The organism is Limnohabitans sp. 2KL-17 (assembly GCF_003063415.1).
In the GTDB taxonomy this organism is placed as follows: Bacteria; Pseudomonadota; Gammaproteobacteria; order Burkholderiales; family Burkholderiaceae_C; genus Limnohabitans_A.
Genome location: NZ_NESK01000007.1, coordinates 1 through 15,505, shown reverse-complemented (window position 1 = coordinate 15,505; position 15,505 = coordinate 1). Strand labels below are relative to the sequence as shown.

15 protein-coding genes and 3 pseudogenes are annotated in these 15,505 nt (G+C 55.8%); 10 read left to right on the top strand and 8 right to left on the bottom strand.

The annotated features are described in order from the left end of the window. The first annotated feature begins 32 nt into the window (after window positions 1–32). From B9Z45_RS04490 to B9Z45_RS17235, 7 genes and pseudogenes are all read left to right on the top strand, one after another. The gene (locus tag B9Z45_RS04490) at window positions 33–623 is read left to right on the top strand and encodes a hypothetical protein (protein ID WP_108406040.1); all 591 of its coding nucleotides are present in this window, start codon (window positions 33–35) and stop codon (window positions 621–623) included. Then, window positions 620–1,180 (top strand): TlpA disulfide reductase family protein, encoded by a 561-nt coding sequence (locus B9Z45_RS04485; RefSeq protein ID WP_108406039.1) that lies wholly within the window; start codon window positions 620–622, stop codon window positions 1,178–1,180. Before B9Z45_RS04490 ends, B9Z45_RS04485 begins: the two co-directional genes overlap by 4 nt. 160 nt (window positions 1,181–1,340) lie before the next feature. Beyond that, a complete protein-coding gene (gene accB, locus B9Z45_RS04480) occupies window positions 1,341–1,790 on the top strand; it encodes an acetyl-CoA carboxylase biotin carboxyl carrier protein (RefSeq protein ID WP_108406038.1) in 450 nt (149 codons plus the stop codon). A gap of 15 nt (window positions 1,791–1,805) precedes the next feature. Then, a complete protein-coding gene (gene accC / locus B9Z45_RS04475; RefSeq protein ID WP_108406037.1) occupies window positions 1,806–3,155 on the top strand; it encodes an acetyl-CoA carboxylase biotin carboxylase subunit in 1,350 nt (449 codons plus the stop codon). Between the two features lie 6 nt (window positions 3,156–3,161). Then, complete coding sequence (gene prmA / locus B9Z45_RS04470; protein WP_108406036.1) at window positions 3,162–4,058, top strand: 50S ribosomal protein L11 methyltransferase; 897 nt, start codon at window positions 3,162–3,164, stop codon at window positions 4,056–4,058. A 40-nt stretch (window positions 4,059–4,098) separates the two neighbouring features. Beyond that, window positions 4,099–4,167, top strand: a pseudogene (locus tag B9Z45_RS17590) (zinc-ribbon domain-containing protein); the annotation flags it as partial. A gap of 60 nt (window positions 4,168–4,227) precedes the next feature. After that, window positions 4,228–4,917 carry a DUF3426 domain-containing protein gene (locus tag B9Z45_RS17235; RefSeq protein ID WP_199221848.1) on the top strand — a complete coding sequence of 230 codons (690 nt, stop codon included), beginning with the start codon at window positions 4,228–4,230 and terminating at the stop codon, window positions 4,915–4,917. Window positions 4,918–5,027: 110 nt separating this feature from the next. On the opposite strand, the gene B9Z45_RS04460 is transcribed toward B9Z45_RS17235, so the two are convergent. From B9Z45_RS04460 to B9Z45_RS04435, 6 genes are all read right to left on the bottom strand, one after another. Further along, a complete protein-coding gene (locus tag B9Z45_RS04460) occupies window positions 5,028–5,528 on the bottom strand; it encodes a histone H1-like DNA-binding protein (protein WP_108406034.1) in 501 nt (166 codons plus the stop codon). A 192-nt stretch (window positions 5,529–5,720) separates the two neighbouring features. Next, window positions 5,721–6,848 carry a ribonucleotide-diphosphate reductase subunit beta gene (locus tag B9Z45_RS04455; protein ID WP_108406033.1) on the bottom strand — a complete coding sequence of 376 codons (1,128 nt, stop codon included), beginning with the start codon at window positions 6,846–6,848 and terminating at the stop codon, window positions 5,721–5,723. Window positions 6,849–6,989: 141 nt separating this feature from the next. Next, window positions 6,990–9,914 carry a ribonucleoside-diphosphate reductase subunit alpha gene (locus B9Z45_RS04450; protein WP_108406133.1) on the bottom strand — a complete coding sequence of 975 codons (2,925 nt, stop codon included), beginning with the start codon at window positions 9,912–9,914 and terminating at the stop codon, window positions 6,990–6,992. 422 nt (window positions 9,915–10,336) lie between these two features. Then, the gene (gene ampD / locus B9Z45_RS04445; protein WP_108406032.1) at window positions 10,337–10,918 is read right to left on the bottom strand and encodes a 1,6-anhydro-N-acetylmuramyl-L-alanine amidase AmpD; all 582 of its coding nucleotides are present in this window, start codon (window positions 10,916–10,918) and stop codon (window positions 10,337–10,339) included. Between the two features lie 13 nt (window positions 10,919–10,931). Continuing rightward, entirely contained in the window at window positions 10,932–11,168 is a 237-nt protein-coding gene (locus tag B9Z45_RS17530) for a PP0621 family protein (protein ID WP_108406031.1), read from the bottom strand. Next, window positions 11,165–11,968: an inner membrane protein YpjD gene (locus B9Z45_RS04435; RefSeq protein WP_108406030.1), complete on the bottom strand. Its 804-nt coding sequence runs from the start codon at window positions 11,966–11,968 to the stop codon at window positions 11,165–11,167. Before B9Z45_RS04435 ends, B9Z45_RS17530 begins: the two co-directional genes overlap by 4 nt. Window positions 11,969–12,045: 77 nt before the next feature. Here B9Z45_RS04435 and ffh point away from each other — a divergent pair, with 77 nt between their 5' ends. Further along, window positions 12,046–13,431, top strand: coding sequence for a signal recognition particle protein (gene ffh / locus B9Z45_RS04430; protein WP_108406029.1), 1,386 nt, complete (start codon window positions 12,046–12,048; stop codon window positions 13,429–13,431). 9 nt (window positions 13,432–13,440) lie between these two features. Here ffh and B9Z45_RS04425 read toward each other — a convergent pair whose 3' ends face one another. Continuing rightward, window positions 13,441–13,770: a 2Fe-2S iron-sulfur cluster-binding protein gene (locus B9Z45_RS04425; protein ID WP_108406028.1), complete on the bottom strand. Its 330-nt coding sequence runs from the start codon at window positions 13,768–13,770 to the stop codon at window positions 13,441–13,443. Window positions 13,771–13,811: 41 nt separating this feature from the next. Then, window positions 13,812–14,933, bottom strand: a complete 1,122-nt coding sequence (locus B9Z45_RS04420; RefSeq protein WP_108406027.1) for a glutamine synthetase family protein — start codon at window positions 14,931–14,933, stop codon at window positions 13,812–13,814. On the opposite strand from B9Z45_RS04420, the pseudogene B9Z45_RS04415 reads away from it, so the two are divergent. Together B9Z45_RS04415 and B9Z45_RS04410 are read left to right on the top strand one after the other, a co-directional pair. Beyond that, a pseudogene (locus B9Z45_RS04415) lies at window positions 14,904–15,023 on the top strand (transposase domain-containing protein); the annotation flags it as partial. The gene B9Z45_RS04420 and the pseudogene B9Z45_RS04415 sit on opposite strands and share 30 nt — an antisense overlap. 142 nt (window positions 15,024–15,165) lie before the next feature. Beyond that, window positions 15,166–15,390: pseudogene (locus B9Z45_RS04410) on the top strand (IS21 family transposase); the annotation flags it as partial. Window positions 15,391–15,505 lie beyond the last annotated feature (115 nt).

Genomic DNA, 15,505 nt, shown 5'->3' with positions numbered 1-15,505 from the left:
GCGCTTTCCCGGCTTTCAGCCGGGCACAATCCATGTCCATGAACGATGTTGCCCTCGAAATTGCAGCCACTGCCGCCCGCCTGGTGGTGGAAGAAGGCCTGGCTTTTGGTCCTGCCAAGCACCGCGCCCTCAAAGTGCTGGGCTTGCCTGGCCGGACTGCCTTGCCAACCAACGACGTGGTCGAGTCCGAGGTGCGCGACTACATTGCCTTGTTTTGCGCCGATACCCAGCCAGCCGAGTTGCGGGCCTTGCGCGAACTGGCCCGGGTCTGGATGCTGCGCCTGAAGGAGTTTCGTCCGCACTTAGGGGGGGCTGTTTGGCAAGGTTGGGCCACACGTTTGTGTGACATCGACCTGGCCTTGTTTTGCGATGACCCCAAATCAGCGGAGATTGCCTTGATCAACCAGGACCAGCGTTATGAGGTGCAAACCGTTCGGGGCCTGCACGGTGATGACGTGGATGTGTTGAGCTTGCACAGCTTTTGTGAGCCTCTGAACGAAGATGTCGGGGTTCACCTGCGCATTTACGATCTGGACGATCTGCGCGGGGCCTTGTTGCCCGATAAACAAGGCCGCTCGCCCCGGGGGGATTTGCAGGCGCTTGAGCGCCTGTTGGCCGCATGAAAGACAATTTGGACATGAAGAATCAAAGCTCTGGTGCTTCAAGGCGCAATCTTATTTTGGGTGTCGGTGCGGCTGCTGCCGTGGCAGGTGTGGGGGTGGCCCTGCGTCGTTTTGAGCCCCTGCCTGTGACCGCAACGGCTGCTCACTTAGTTTGGGCCCAGCAGTTTGAGACGCCATCTGGCGAGGGGCTGGGGCTGGCCAGTTTTCAGGGCAAACCCCTTTTGCTGAATTTTTGGGCCACATGGTGCCCGCCTTGTGTCGATGAACTGCCTATGATTGACGCCTTCTGGCGCGAAAATTCAGCCAACGGCCACCAAGTCGTGGCTTTGGCCATCGATCAGCCCAGTGCTGTGCGCCGTTTTCTCGCCCGGCAACCCCTCGGATTTCCGATTGGTATGGCCGGACTGGAAGGAACCGAGTTGGCCAAATTACTGGGTAATGCTTCAGGAGGATTGCCTTTTACGGTTTTTTTCAAGGCAGATGGCAGCATTTGGAGACAAAAAATGGGGCAATTAACGCCAGATGATCTCGCGCAATGGCGCGGTGCACAAGGCTGAGGCCTTGCAGGTTGGAGGCGGGGCATGCCGTCATTTGATGATGCGTCTGCTTGCATTGAAAGCAAACCCAATTCCAAACTTTAAAGACAATTTCAATGGACGTTGTTGAAATTTAGTGTAAATTCAGCCAACTATCTGTGTTTGTTGCTTTGGAGGCTCTATGGATTTACGCAAACTTAAAACCCTGATTGACTTGGTGTCCGATTCGAATGTGTCGGAGCTGGAAATCACCGAAGCTGAAGGCAAAGTCCGGATCGTCAAGAGCATGGGCGTAGCCGCACCTGTGGTGATGCAACAAGCCGCACCCATTGCTGCGGCTCTGGCACCTGCACCAGTGGCCCCGGTTGAAGCCCCCATTGCCGTTGCGGCGCCTGCTGGCCATGCGGTCAAATCACCCATGGTGGGCACTTTTTACCGATCTTCCAGTCCTGGGTCTGCCCCGTTCATCCAGATTGGCTCTGTGGTCAAAGAGGGCGACACCCTGTGCATCATCGAAGCCATGAAGATTCTGAACGAGATCGAGTCCGACAAGGCCGGTACGGTCACACAGATCCTCTGTGAAAACGGCCAGGCGGTGGAATACGGTCAGCCTTTGTTCATCGTCGAATAAGCAAACGGGGATTTCATGTTCAAGAAAATCCTGGTAGCCAACCGAGGCGAAATTGCCTTGCGCATCCAGCGCGCGTGCCGTGAGCTGGGCGTCAAGGCGGTGATGGTTTACTCCGAAGCCGACAAAGAAGCCAAATATGTCAAATTGGCCGAGGAGGCTGTTTGCATAGGCCCTGCGGCCTCGCCGTTGAGCTACCTCAACATGCCCGCCATCATCTCGGCCGCCGAAGTGACCGATGCCGAAGCGATTCACCCTGGGTATGGCTTTTTAAGCGAAAACGCCGATTTTGCCGAGCGTGTCGAAAAAAGCGGTTTCCAGTTCATTGGCCCCTCACCCGATTCGATCCGAATCATGGGAGACAAGGTCTCGGCCAAGCAATCCATGATCCGTGCCGGCGTGCCTTGCGTGCCGGGCTCGGAAGGCGAGTTGCCCGATGATCCGGTTCAGATTCGCCGCATTGCCAAGTCGGTTGGTTACCCGGTGATCATCAAAGCAGCAGGTGGCGGCGGTGGTCGCGGCATGCGTGTGGTGCACACAGAAGCCGCATTGATCAATGCCGTTCAGATGACCAAGGCCGAAGCGGGGGCTGCTTTTGGCAATCCTGCGGTCTACATGGAAAAATTCCTGCAAAACCCGCGCCATATCGAGATTCAGATCCTGGCCGACAAGCACAAGAACGCGGTCTATCTGGGCGAGCGCGATTGCTCCATGCAGCGCCGCCACCAAAAGGTGATCGAAGAAGCGCCAGCGCCTGGCGTTCCCCGCAAGCTGATCGAGAAAATCGGTGAACGTTGCGTGGCGGCATGCAAAAAAATCAACTACCGGGGTGCTGGAACTTTCGAGTTCTTGTATGAAAACGGTGAGTTCTACTTCATCGAGATGAACACCCGCGTGCAGGTCGAGCATCCGGTGACTGAGTGGGTCACTGGCATTGACATCGTGAAGACGCAAATCATGGTGGCTGCGGGCGAAAAACTGCCCTTTACCCAACGCCAAATTCAGATTCGTGGCCACGCCATTGAGTGCCGTGTGAACGCAGAAGACCCCTTCAAGTTCACGCCATCCCCTGGCCGGATCACTTCTTGGCATATGCCCGGTGGCCCTGGTGTGCGTGTCGATTCGCATGCCTACAACAATTATTTCGTGCCGCCCAATTACGATTCAATGATCGGTAAATTGATTGTTCATGGCGATACCCGCGAGCAGGCCCTTGCCCGGATGCAGACGGCTTTGGCCGAGACCGTGATCGAGGGGATCAATACCAACATCCCCTTGCACCGCGAGTTGATGGTGGATGCCAAATTCATGCAGGGCGGCACCAACATTCACTATCTTGAACACTGGTTGAGCCAGCACAAGCGCTGAAACGTCATGTTTGAACTGAGCCTGTTGTGCCCCGAGGAACGTGTGGATGTTCTGAGTGATGCCCTGGACGCCCTGGATGCCTTGAGCGTGTCGGTTGAAGATGCCGATGCGCAGACCCCTGCGGAGCAGGCTTTGTTTGGTGAGCCTGGCATGCCGCCACCCAAAGACGGGTGGCAACGGTCTCGCATGACGGCACTGTTTGCGCAAGAGTCACAAGCCCGAGAGGCGCTTCAGCTACTTTCTGCGCAAGACTTCTTTGAAGCTTGTCACATGGTCGGTGTTCAGACTGTCGCTGATCAGGATTGGGTTCGTTTAACCCAATCGCAGTTTGCACCGGTTGAAATTACGCCCGATTTTTGGATCGTGCCTACTTGGCACCAACCACCGGCGCAAGCCCGGCAGATCATTAGGCTCGATCCTGGCCTGGCATTTGGCACTGGGACGCACCCCACCACCCGCATGTGTTTACGCTGGATTGCACAGCATGGCGTGCAGGGCCAGCGGGTGCTGGACTACGGTTGCGGTTCGGGCATCCTTGCCATTGGGGCTGCCAAATACGGTGCGCGGGAAATCGACGCCGTTGACATCGACGTTGCCGCCGTAACGTCCACAGTTCTCAATGCCGAAGCCAACGGCGTGAACTTGGTCGCTGGCTTACCTGACAAAGCACAAGGTCAATACCAAACGGTTCTGGCCAACATCCTGGCTTCGCCGCTCAAGGTTTTGGCACCCTTGTTGGTTTCTTATGTGGCCTCAGGTGGTTCCTTGGTGCTCGCAGGCATATTGGAGCGCCAGGCCGATGAACTGAAGGCCGCGTACGCTCCCTGGATCCAATTGGAAGTTGCCGACAGCGAAGACGGCTGGATTCTGATGACGGCCACATCGCCAGTCGCTCTGGCTTGACCTGTGGGGTGCTGGTGTTGGCCATGATCTTTCATATGCCATGAGTTGGGTCGCTCGCTGCCCGAAATGTGGCACCACTTACAAAGTGGTGTCCGATCAACTGAAAATTGCACAGGGGTGGCTGCGTTGTGGTCAATGCCAGCATGCATTTGACAGCACAGGCTTGATCGTGGCTTGGCCCGAAGCAGTCCATGGTTTACCAGGCGAAATTGTTGCTGAGGTGGCAGTTGAAAGACTCATCGTTGATGAGTTGCTCAAGCAGGAAGATCGATCCTCTGATGTTCAGACAGTTTCTGCTGTCGCTTCCTTCGAAGATGCGCTCTCTACATTCAAGCCACTTTCGCCATTGCCATTGGAGCGTGGGGCAGATCAGACGGATACATCCCAGCCTCAGCGAAGTAAGTCGGGTTCGTGGGCCTCCAAATGGTTTGCTGCAGTCTTGTTGTTCACTCTCGCATTTCAGTGGCTTTGGATGGAGCGGCAAACGCTGGTGGAAAAGAACCCACATGTCGCCAAAATATTGCATGTGGTCTGTCGTGTACTTGCCTGTGAAATCTTGCCGCTGCAAGTTCGCGATGGCGTGGTCATCGAAAACTCCAGTCTGATGCCGCAGGGGGATGGGTTTTTGCTAAGTTGGTCAGTGCGCAACGCCACATCGCATCAGTTGCAGATGCCTGCCCTTGAGTTGACACTGTTGAATGCTCAGGATAAAACCCTTGTGCGGCGCGTTTTCTCTGTGTCGGAACTTGAGGCGCCTGCAGCGCTGGCACAAGGAGAAATTTTGGAGGGCAAATTGCAAGTCATGCCCGAAGCAGGTTTGTCGCCATCAGGTTACCGTCTCCTTAGTTTTTACCCCTGATTTTGAAATCCTGAGCATGTGAGGTTTATCCTCGATGCACGCAAACCATAAAAAAGCCCAACACCGTTTCCAGTGTTGGGCTTTAGGGCTACGCGCGCCTAACAGTTGAATCAGGGCTTTGCGGCCGAAGGAAACGGCCATGCAGCTTGAGGATTCAGTGTGGTTTGTGCAGCGGGGGCAGCGGGTGCTTTGGATGCCTTCTTTGCAGCCGGCTTTTTAGCAGCCTTTTTCACAGCCGGCTTTTTAGCAGCTGGCTTTTTAGCAGCAGCTTTTTTGGCCGCAGCTTTTTTAGCCGGTGCAGCTTTTTTGGCGGCTGCTTTTTTAGCCGGTGCAGCTTTTTTGGCCGGTGCAGCTTTTTTGGCTGCTGGCTTTTTGGCGGCTACTTTTTTAGGAGCAGCTTTTTTAGCCGGTGCAGCTTTTTTAGCTGCTGGCTTTTTGGCGGCTACTTTTTTAGGAGCAGCTTTTTTAGCCGGTGCAGCTTTTTTGGCTGCTGGCTTTTTGGCGGCTACTTTTTTAGCCGGAGCCGCTTTCTTAGCGGCTGGTTTTTTGGCCATAACGGCCTTTTTCGCTGGAGCAGCTTTTTTTGCCGCTACTTTTTTTGCAGTTGCCATGGTTTTCTCCTTGATCAAGTTGAGAACTCAACGGAAAGGGAACGCTTGGTGCTTGTTGGATTGCACAAAGCGATCCATGGTGCTGAGGAGGCCCTCAACACCATGAACGCAGTAAAGCCACACCGCATATCGCCCGAGGGCAATTTGGAGTGTGGCTTGAAAAGGGGTTTCATTCGACAGGTTTTCAGAAAATCAGTCCCAGGATAAGGCCCCACCGGATTGGTATTCAATGACCCGGGTTTCAAAGAAATTACGTTCTTTTTTCAGATCAATCATTTCGCTCATCCATGGGAACGGATTCTCTTCATTCGGGAACAGTGCTTCAAGGCCAATCTGCACGGCGCGTCGGTTGGCGATATAACGCAAGTAGCCTTTAAACATGGATGCATTCATGCCCAGCACGCCACGGGGCATGGTGTCTTCGGCGTAACGGTATTCGAGTTCAACCGCGTGAAGAAAAAGATCTTTGATTTCCGCCTTGAACTCTGCTGTCCAAAGTTGTGGATTTTCGAGTTTGATGGTGTTGATCAGATCAATACCGAAATTGCAGTGCATGGATTCGTCGCGCAGGATGTACTGGTATTGCTCTGCGGCACCCGTCATCTTGTTTTGGCGCCCCAATGCCAAAATTTGTGTGAATCCGACGTAGAAAAACAGACCTTCCATGAGGCAAGCAAAGACGATCAAAGACTTCAGCAGAACCTGGTCGTTTTGCAAGGTTCCAGTCTTGAAATGAGGGTCCATGATCACGTTGATGAACGGGATCAGGAACTCGTCCTTGTCGCGAATGGATTTGATTTCGTTGTAAGCGTTAAAGATATCGCTTTCGTCCAGACCCAGCGACTCCACGATGTATTGGTAAGCGTGGGTGTGAATCGCTTCTTCAAATGCCTGGCGCAACAGGAACTGACGGCATTCCGGGGCTGTGATGTGGCGGTAAGTGCCCAGCGTGATGTTGTTAGCAGCCAAAGAGTCGGCTGTCACAAAAAAGCCGAGGTTTCGTTTAACTATGCGCCGCTCGTCTTCGGTCAGACCGTTGGGGTCTTTCCAGAGGGCGATGTCTCGGTTCATATTCACTTCCTGCGGCATCCAGTGGTTGGCGCAGGTAGCCAGGTATTTTTCCCAAGCCCATTTGTATTTAAAAGGCACGAGTTGATTGACGTCGGTCTGGCCGTTGATGATGCGTTTGTCAGCCGCATTCATGCGGCGAGGACTTGCAGTTGAAGATGCGGCGGCAGGTGCTGTTGTTTCATCAGCACCAGAAAAAGAAGGCATCGCAGTTTGCGGCGCAGATTTGACTTGATCGTCCCAGGACAACATAAAAAATTCCAGTTCTCAAATTATGAAAGCAAGCTGATCAAATGCAAAGAAGCGATGAACTTTTTTGCATTGAACAACCGTTAAGTGTTGTTCAATTGCATCGCACTTGGCTTATCACAGCAAAGTGCAATGTTTTTGAAATCATTGGCAGGCTTCGCAGCCGGGATCATCGATCGCACAAAACTTGATATCGGTCGCTGGTGATGCACTCATCTGAACTTGTGCTGCAGCTGCGGCAGCTTCCATGGCACTCATGCCACCAGTAGGCGAACCCGAGGAAGAAACTGCATTGTGTGAGCCTGCTTGCACCGTAGATTTCTCAGCTTGTGTGGCGCTGGATGTGCGCAAGTAGTAAGTGGTTTTGAGACCACGCAGCCAAGCCAGCTTGTAGGTGTCGTCCAGCTTTTTGCCTGATGCGCCTGCCATGTAGATGTTCAATGACTGGGCTTGGTCAATCCATTTTTGGCGACGAGCAGCAGCCTCGACCAGCCAAGTAGTTTCAACTTCAAATGCGGTGGCGTAAAGGGCTTTGATTTCTTGCGGTACGCGATCGATCGGACGCAATGAACCATCAAAATGCTTCAAGTCCATGACCATCACGTCATCCCATAGTCCAAGACGCTTGAGGTCTCGTACCAAGTAACCATTGATCACGGTGAACTCGCCCGAAAGATTGGACTTGACGGACAGGTTTCCAAAGCAAGGCTCAATCGAGGCGTCCACGCCAATGATGTTGGAAATGGTAGCGGTCGGCGCAATGGCTACGCAGTTGGAGTTGCGCATGCCATCAGATGAAATCTTCTTGCGCAGTGCATCCCAGTCAAGGGTGGATGAGCGGTCGACTTCAACGTAACCACCGCGCTCACGCTCCAGCAGCTTCAGGGTGTCCAGAGGCAAGATGCCTTGATCCCACAAAGAACCTTTGTAGGTGGCATATTGGCCGCGCTCTTTCGCCAGCTCGGTAGAGGCCCAATAAGCGTAGTAGCAGATGGCCTCCATCGATTGGTCTGCGAATTCCACAGCTGCCTGTGACGCATAAGGAATGCGCATTTCGTACAGCGAGTCCTGAAAGCCCATCAAGCCCAGGCCGACTGGCCGGTGGCGCATGTTGGAGTCACGGGCCTTTTTCACGGCGTAGTAGTTGATGTCGATCACGTTGTCCAGCATGCGCATGGCGATCGTGATGGTCTTGTTCAGTTTCTCGTGGTCAATGATCTTGCCGTTGGCACTGTCTTTCAGGTGACGCGACAGGTTGACCGAGCCCAGGTTGCAGACGGCCGTTTCTGTGTCGCTGGTGTTCAGGGTGATTTCGGTGCAAAGGTTGGAAGAGTGCACCACGCCAACGTGTTGCTGAGGTGAGCGCACGTTGCAAGGATCCTTGAATGTGATCCATGGGTGGCCGGTTTCAAACAGCATCGACAGCATCTTGCGCCACAGGTCGGTCGCAGGCACCGTCTTGCTGGGCTTGATTTCGCCACGCTCGGCTTTTTGTTCGTACACAACGTAGGCTTTTTCGAAAGCCAGGCCGAAAAGGTCATGCAGATCTGGAACATCAGACGGCGAGAACAAGGTCCAGCTGCCTTTTTCCATGACTCGACGCATGAACAGGTCGGGAATCCAGTTGGCCGTGTTCATGTCATGAGTGCGGCGGCGGTCATCGCCTGTGTTTTTGCGCAGTTCCAAGAACTCTTCGATGTCCAAGTGCCAAGTTTCCAGGTAAGTGCACACCGCGCCTTTGCGCTTGCCGCCTTGGTTCACGGCGACAGCTGTGTCGTTGACCACTTTGAGGAAAGGCACTACACCTTGTGATTCGCCATTGGTGCCCTTGATGTGAGAGCCCATGGCACGCACACGAGTCCAGTCATTGCCCAGTCCGCCCGCAAATTTGGACAGCAAAGCGTTTTCCTTGATGGACTCGTAAATGCCGTCCAGATCATCGGGTACTGTGGTCAGGTAGCAGCTCGACAGCTGTGATCGCAATGTGCCACTGTTGAACAGCGTTGGCGTGGAAGACATAAAGTCAAACGAAGACAGGATTTCGTAGAACTCGATGGCGCGTGCTTCGCGGTTGATTTCGTTCAGCGAAAGACCCATGGCAACGCGCATGAAGAAAGCCTGAGGCATCTCGATGCGTGCCTTGCGCACGTGCAGGAAATAACGGTCATACAGGGTTTGCAGACCCAAGTAATCAAATTGCAAATCGCGTTCGGGCTTGAGTGCATTCGCCAGCTTTTTCAGGTCAAACTGCAGCAGCTTCTCGTCGAGCAGGTCGTTGTCTACGCCCTTTTTGATGAATTGAGGGAAGTAATTGATGTACTCTTCGGCCATCTGGTCCTGCGTCACTTCCTTACCCAAAATTTCCTTGGCGATGGTGTGCATCAACAGGCGAGCCGTCACATAGGTGTAGTCAGGATCCTTTTCGATCAATGTGCGTGATGCCAGGATCGATGCTTTGTAGACCTCTTCCATCGGCACGCCGTCGTAAAGGTTGCGCATGGTTTCTGCCACGATAGGTTCGGGGCTGACGTCCTTACCCAAGCCGGCGCAAGCATTCACCATCAGTGATTTGAGGTAATCCAGATCCAGGGCGACACGTTGGCCGCCATCAATGACATGCAGGCGTGGTTCAGTTGGCTTGGGGGCTGCTTGTTGCTGCTGTTGAGCGCGTTCTTGGGTGCGACGCTCGCGGTACAGCACATAAGCGCGTGCAACTTCATGGTTGCTGCTGCGCATCAAGCCCAACTCCACTTGATCTTGCACGTCTTCGATGTGGAATGTGCCCCCGCCAGGACGAGAGCGCACCAAAGCGCGGACCACGTTTTGTGTCAACTCTTCAACCACTTCGCGGACGCTGGCTGATGCGGCGCCTTGTGTGCCGTGAACCGCCAAAAAGGCTTTCATCAGGGCCACAGCGATTTTGCTCGGCTCGAAAGGCACGACAGCGCCATTGCGGCGAATGATTTGGTAGTGGGCCAGTGCCTGCAGGCCGGGGATACTGTTTTGCCTGGCTTCAGGCTGGTGCAAATGGGCAGGGGATGGGGAGGCGATTTTCAGATCTGTTTGCATGGTCATATCGTTGGATTTCTGTGATCGTTGAATCTGGAACAAGCCGCTTCAATGGGCGATTTGTTTAGTTGTGAGAATTTGTAAGAAGCACTATATCTGGTGTCTGGCATTAGCACAAGCCACTACAGGTAGTGTACCGGTCAGTTTTGTGAGTCTGGCTTGATCGTGCCAAATAAATTGTTGCCGAGGCCTTTTGTGATCGCCTTTCATTTTCTGAAAAGAGGGCTCGATTCGCCTGTTTTCAATGCTTTTGATCTGCCAAATCAGTCCTGATGCGGCCTGCGAAGCAATTGTGCTGAAAATACCTTGATAGTCTTGGGCTGCACGGCGATGGCGTGGCTGTTGTTTTGATCCAAAAGTCAATTTCGAACTGAGCCTGAAACGCGTAAATATTTTTGGGTATGGTTCGCCAGAGATCGGGATCAGGGAAAAACCTGAGGCGGAAAATCCAACAACTGCTTCAGACGTGCCCAGTGGAAGCCCGGACCTGGGTCCTGCTTTCTGCCTGGCGCGATGTGTTCATGCCCCGCCAGGTGAGCGATGGGGTAGTTTTGCTGGATGTCCCGGCAAAGTTCGGCCAAGCGCAGGTATTGCGCGTCTTCAAAAGTATCACCCTCGAGGCCCTCGAGTTCAATGCCGATCGAGTCGTCATTGCAATTGCTTCGCCCGCGGTAATGGGACTGCCCCGCATGCCAGGCGCGGTCATTGCAGCTGACAAATTGCCACAGCGATCCGTCGCGACGTATGTAGAAGTGCGATGAGGCCACCAGTCCCCGGATGGACTGGAAGTAGGGGTGGGCCTCCCAATCGAGCTGGTTGGTAAAAAGGCGTTGCACGGCATCGCCACCATATTGGCCTGGCGGAAGGCTTATAGAGTGGACAACGATCAGGTCAATGCATGCCAGTGGGGGACGAGAACCGAAGTTGGGGGAGTCAAGTCGTACCGCTTGAGGGTGCCAACCTTTTTGCCAAGGTGGCATTGTCTCTGGCGCGGACTCAAACATGGCCGCAGTGGTTTTAGCCGGGGTTGCGGTCTTGTGCTGCAGTCCGATGTTCGGCGCTGCAGTAAAGCCCTTTTTGACCAGAGACGGCTTCTTCTGAAGGCAAATGGATCCCGCAATGGGTGCAAGTCACCATTTCCGATGGCGTTTGGGCATCCGTTTTTTGAGGCGAATTGGTCTTGTTGGCCGAACGCCCACGTTTTAAAGCCCAGATGATCAGCACAACCACCAGCAGTAAAAACAGGTATTTCATCCCATGCGCCCCAGCAAAACTTCCAAAACAAATCGGGAGCCGGCATAAGACAAGAGCAACAACCCCGCCCCGATGTAAAGCACCCGGACCGCGCGGCGGCCTCGCCAGCCCCACTGGCTGCGACCGATCAGCAAGATGGCAAAGGTCAACCAAGACAGCAAGGCAAAAATGGTTTTGTGGTCCCAGCGCCAATGGCCTTGCCCTTGGCCGTAGAGCGCATCGCCAAACAAAATGCCTGCCACCAACGTGCCTGTCAGCAAAAAGAAACCTGCCAAGACGAACCGGAAGGTAAGTCGCTCCAGCGTTAACAGCGGTACGCCGCTTCCGGCATCTTGGGCCATCCGGATATCGCGTTCAGCCCGGGTCATCATCCAGCCGTGCACCACGGCGGCACCAAACATGCCGTAAGCAGACAAACCCAAAGCCCAATGCAAAGGCAACCAAGCCGATGCTTGCGCTGATAAGGGCGTACCCGGGAAAAACCAGGCCAGAACAACGGCGATGGTTCCCAAACTGCCCATAGCCCATCGTGCTTTGAATTTGGGGAAAAACTGGCTTTCTAATATATAGGCGCTCACCACGAGCCAGGCAGTCACCGATATCGCGGGTGCAAACCCGAAGTGGACCGGCCCGACCAGCAAGCTCAGCAAAGCCACGGCATGCGCGGCCCATGCCAGCCAAAGAAGGCGACGAGCATGTGTGTGGGAAAGCCGCTCACCCGCTAAGGCTGGCAAGCCGTAGGCCAAAGCAGCTAGGACGGTGGCAGGCAACATCCAAAATGGGGGACTCGCTAAAATCATGGCACCGAGTTTAGCCTTTCAGGCGCAGCCACAGGGGCTCCGCCATCATGCTTGACCGGATATTTCTGGATTCCCCCATGGCCTCCGCCCTGACCGACAAACTTTCGCGCCTCGTCAAAACCCTCAGCGGACAGGCCCGCATCACCGAATCCAACGTGGCGGACATGCTGCGCGAGGTGCGCATGGCCTTGCTGGAGGCCGACGTGGCCTTGCCGGTGGTGCGCGATTTCATTGCCCGTGTGAAAGAAAAAGCCCTGGGTCAGGAGGTCATGGGCTCACTCAAACCCGGACAGGCACTGGTGGGTGTTGTCAACCGTGAGCTGGCCGCCACCATGGGCGAGGGTGTGTCCGACATCAATCTGGCCGCACAACCGCCTGCCGTGATCCTGATGGCGGGCTTGCAAGGTGCCGGCAAAACTACCACCACCGCCAAGCTGGCCAAGCACCTGATTGAAAAACGCAAAAAGAAAGTGCTCACAGTCTCTGGCGATGTGTACCGCCCCGCCGCCATTGAACAGCTGAAAACCGTGACCGCGCAAGCCGGGGCCGAATGGTTCCCCAGCACGCCGGATCAAAAGCCGATCGACATTGCCCGCGCTGCCATCGATTACGCCCGCAAGCATTTCTTTGATGTGTTGCTGGTGGACACTGCAGGCCGGCTGGCCATTGATGAGGCTCTGATGGCCGAGATCAAGGCCTTGCATGCAGAGCTGAAACCGGTCGAGACCCTGTTTGTGGTGGATGCCATGCAGGGTCAGGACGCGGCCAACACCGCCAAGGCCTTCAGTGACGCCTTGCCCCTGACCGGCATCGTGCTGACCAAGCTGGACGGCGATTCACGCGGTGGTGCAGCGCTCTCGGTGCGCCAGATCACCGGCGTGCCGATCAAGTTTGCCGGCACCAGTGAAAAAATTGATGGCTTGGAAGTGTTCGACGCCGAGCGGCACGCCGGGCGTATTTTGGGCATGGGCGACATCCTGGCCCTGGTCGAGCAGGTCACTGCGGGCGTGGACATGGAAGCGGCGCAAAAGCTGGCTGCCAAGGTCAAAAGCGGTGGTGGGTTTGATTTGAATGACTTTTTGGCCCAAATTCAGCAGATGAAACAAATGGGTGGCCTGTCGAGCCTGATGGATAAATTGCCGTCGCAGCTGACTGCCAAAGCCGCTTCTATGGACATGGGCAAGGTCGAAAAAGACATTGGCCGCAAGCAAGGCATCATCCACAGCATGACGCCTCAGGAGCGCAGAAAGCCGGAGTTGATCAAGGCCACCCGCAAGCGCCGCATCGCAGCTGGCGCAGGTGTTCAGGTGCAAGACGTCAACCGCATGCTCAAGGAGTTTGAGCAGATGCAGGACATGATGAAAAAAATGTCCGGCGGCGGGATGATGAAGATGATGAAACGCATGGGCGCCATGAAAGGCCTGATGGGCGGTGGCGGCGGGTTCCCCGGTATGCCGCGCTGAATTGCCCTCTCAGTACTGGCTCTCGGGCAGCGTGACCCGCAGGCCGTCCAGTGCCTTGGTCAGCACGATCTGGCACGACAACCTGCTACCTGGCTCGCGTGCCTGGGCGGTAAAGGCCAGCATGCTGTCCTCGTCGCCGCTCATGGCTGGCAGCTGGGCCAACCATTTCACAGGCACGACCACATGGCAGGTGGCGCAAGTCAGTAGCCCACCGCAATCGGCCTGAATGCCGGGTAGATTGGCATCGACAGCGGACTGCATCAGGCTTTGGCCCTCCTGGACTTGCAGGCTGCGTGCGGCTTGTGTGGGGTCGTGGGGTTGCAGGTGGATGGTGATCATGTTCAATGCGTCGCCGTCTGGCGCTGTCCTTCAAGAGGGTTTCAAATGCGCCCGAAATATTCACGGCGGTGGAATTCCTGCGCGTCCTCGGCCTGCGCCAAGCGCTGGTGTTCGGCCAGTTTGAGGGTGCTGTAGTAATCGACAAAGGGCTGGCCCAGAGCCTGGCACAGGGTGGGGTCTTTTTGCAGTGCCCGTACGGCATTGGCCAGGCTGGTCGGGATGAGGGTCGCACCGGGTGAGTAAGGTGTTTCGGTGGCTTCGGGGGCTTTCAGCTGCGCGTCCACACCGGCCAGCCCGGCATGGATTTGCGAGGCCATGTACAGATAGGGGTTGGCCGCCGGTTCACCCAAGCGGTTTTCAATGCGCGTGGCCGCGTCGCCCGCCGCACCAATCACGCGCAGCATCGCGCCCCGGTTGTCGCGCCCCCACAAGATGGACTGCGGCGCCATCGCGTTGGGCCTGAAACGCCCATAGCCATTGCTGGTGGAGGTGCACAAAGCCGTGAGCGCCGGGGCATGGGCGAGCAGACCCGCCAGATAAGCGGCACCCGCATCAGACAGCACCTGAAGCGCATCAAGTGGGCTGCTGCCGGGCGCGGGGGCATCGCGCATGAACACGTTGCGGCCCGTGGCCTGCTCGCACACTGATTGGTGCAAATGCCAGCCGCTCGACATGATGTGTTCAAACGGGGGGCGGCACATGAACGTGGCGTGGTAGCCCGCGCGGCGCAGGGCCTGGCGCGTGGCATTGCGAAAAAGCACCATGTTGTCGGCTGCCGTCAGCGCATCGCTCACGTCAAACACCGCCTCCACCTGGCTGGGGCCCAGTTCAATTTCGAGCGAGATCAGGGGCAGGCCCAGCGCCTGTGCGGTGCGTTGCACGATGCGCAGGGGCTCCTCGGCCCGGTCGAACCAGGCCTCGGTCAGCAGGTTGAAGCCCGGGTGAATCAAGCTGACTTCGGGCGCGGGACCGGGCCAGCCTGCACGGTCCGGGTCGAGGTCATGTCCATGCAGCGGGTCTTTCAGGCGGTAGATGTGGAACTCGACTTCGAGCCCGCAGCGCATTTGCCAGCCGCGTTCGACCAGGCGCTGCACGGCCTGTTGAAGCACATGGCGCGAATCGAGCGGCACGATGCGGCCAAGCTGAATGGGCACGACCCGCATGGTTACCTGAAAGATGTGTTGACGAGGCTGCCGATGCACATGAACAGCCGGATTGACGAGCTGCTGCCGCACCGCTGGAGCCAGGCTTAGTGTCTACGTGTCCACGATCTTTAAGTGGACAAGTATCTGCTAAGAGCAGGCGTAAATCGAAAATCTAGATGGGACGGCCGGACGCTTACGGGTTAGCGTCAATCCTTTTTGCCGGACCGCTATGCCCGCCCCAAGGATCAACATGCGCAAACTCAAAGACGCCTTGCGTCTCAAACTCGAAGGCCAGCAGTCGCACCAGCAAATCGCCACCGCTTTGGGCATCTCCAAAGGCGTTGTCACCAAATACGTCGGCCTGGCCGTGGCCGCTCGCCTGGATTGGCCTGCCATCGCTGCCATGGATGAGGCCAGTCTGGAGCGGCGTTTGCTGCCCGCCCCCAGACCCAGCGACATCTATCAGGCTGCTGAAATACTCCCATGTTTAGGTCCACGCCGAGCCCCTGAGAAACGTTAATTGTTGAGCAACTACACGGACACATGATGCGCGGCGCTGACACCTTCACCGAGAGCCTTTTCACGATGCG

Coding starts and splice junctions, on each gene's coding strand:
- ampD (WP_108406032.1), bottom strand. CDS start 10,918: ATGTTTGAGTCCGCGCCAGAGACAATGCCACCTTGGCAAAAAGGTTGG.
- B9Z45_RS04450 (WP_108406133.1), bottom strand. CDS start 9,914: ATGCAAACAGATCTGAAAATCGCCTCCCCATCCCCTGCCCATTTGCAC.
- accB (WP_108406038.1), top strand. CDS start 1,341: ATGGATTTACGCAAACTTAAAACCCTGATTGACTTGGTGTCCGATTCG.
- B9Z45_RS04460 (WP_108406034.1), bottom strand. CDS start 5,528: ATGGCAACTGCAAAAAAAGTAGCGGCAAAAAAAGCTGCTCCAGCGAAA.
- B9Z45_RS04435 (WP_108406030.1), bottom strand. CDS start 11,968: ATGATTTTAGCGAGTCCCCCATTTTGGATGTTGCCTGCCACCGTCCTA.
- prmA (WP_108406036.1), top strand. CDS start 3,162: ATGTTTGAACTGAGCCTGTTGTGCCCCGAGGAACGTGTGGATGTTCTG.
- accC (WP_108406037.1), top strand. CDS start 1,806: ATGTTCAAGAAAATCCTGGTAGCCAACCGAGGCGAAATTGCCTTGCGC.
- B9Z45_RS04455 (WP_108406033.1), bottom strand. CDS start 6,848: ATGTTGTCCTGGGACGATCAAGTCAAATCTGCGCCGCAAACTGCGATG.
- B9Z45_RS04490 (WP_108406040.1), top strand. CDS start 33: ATGTCCATGAACGATGTTGCCCTCGAAATTGCAGCCACTGCCGCCCGC.
- B9Z45_RS04425 (WP_108406028.1), bottom strand. CDS start 13,770: ATGATCACCATCCACCTGCAACCCCACGACCCCACACAAGCCGCACGC.
- B9Z45_RS04485 (WP_108406039.1), top strand. CDS start 620: ATGAAAGACAATTTGGACATGAAGAATCAAAGCTCTGGTGCTTCAAGG.
- ffh (WP_108406029.1), top strand. CDS start 12,046: ATGGCCTCCGCCCTGACCGACAAACTTTCGCGCCTCGTCAAAACCCTC.
- B9Z45_RS04420 (WP_108406027.1), bottom strand. CDS start 14,933: ATGCGGGTCGTGCCCATTCAGCTTGGCCGCATCGTGCCGCTCGATTCG.
- B9Z45_RS17530 (WP_108406031.1), bottom strand. CDS start 11,168: ATGAAATACCTGTTTTTACTGCTGGTGGTTGTGCTGATCATCTGGGCT.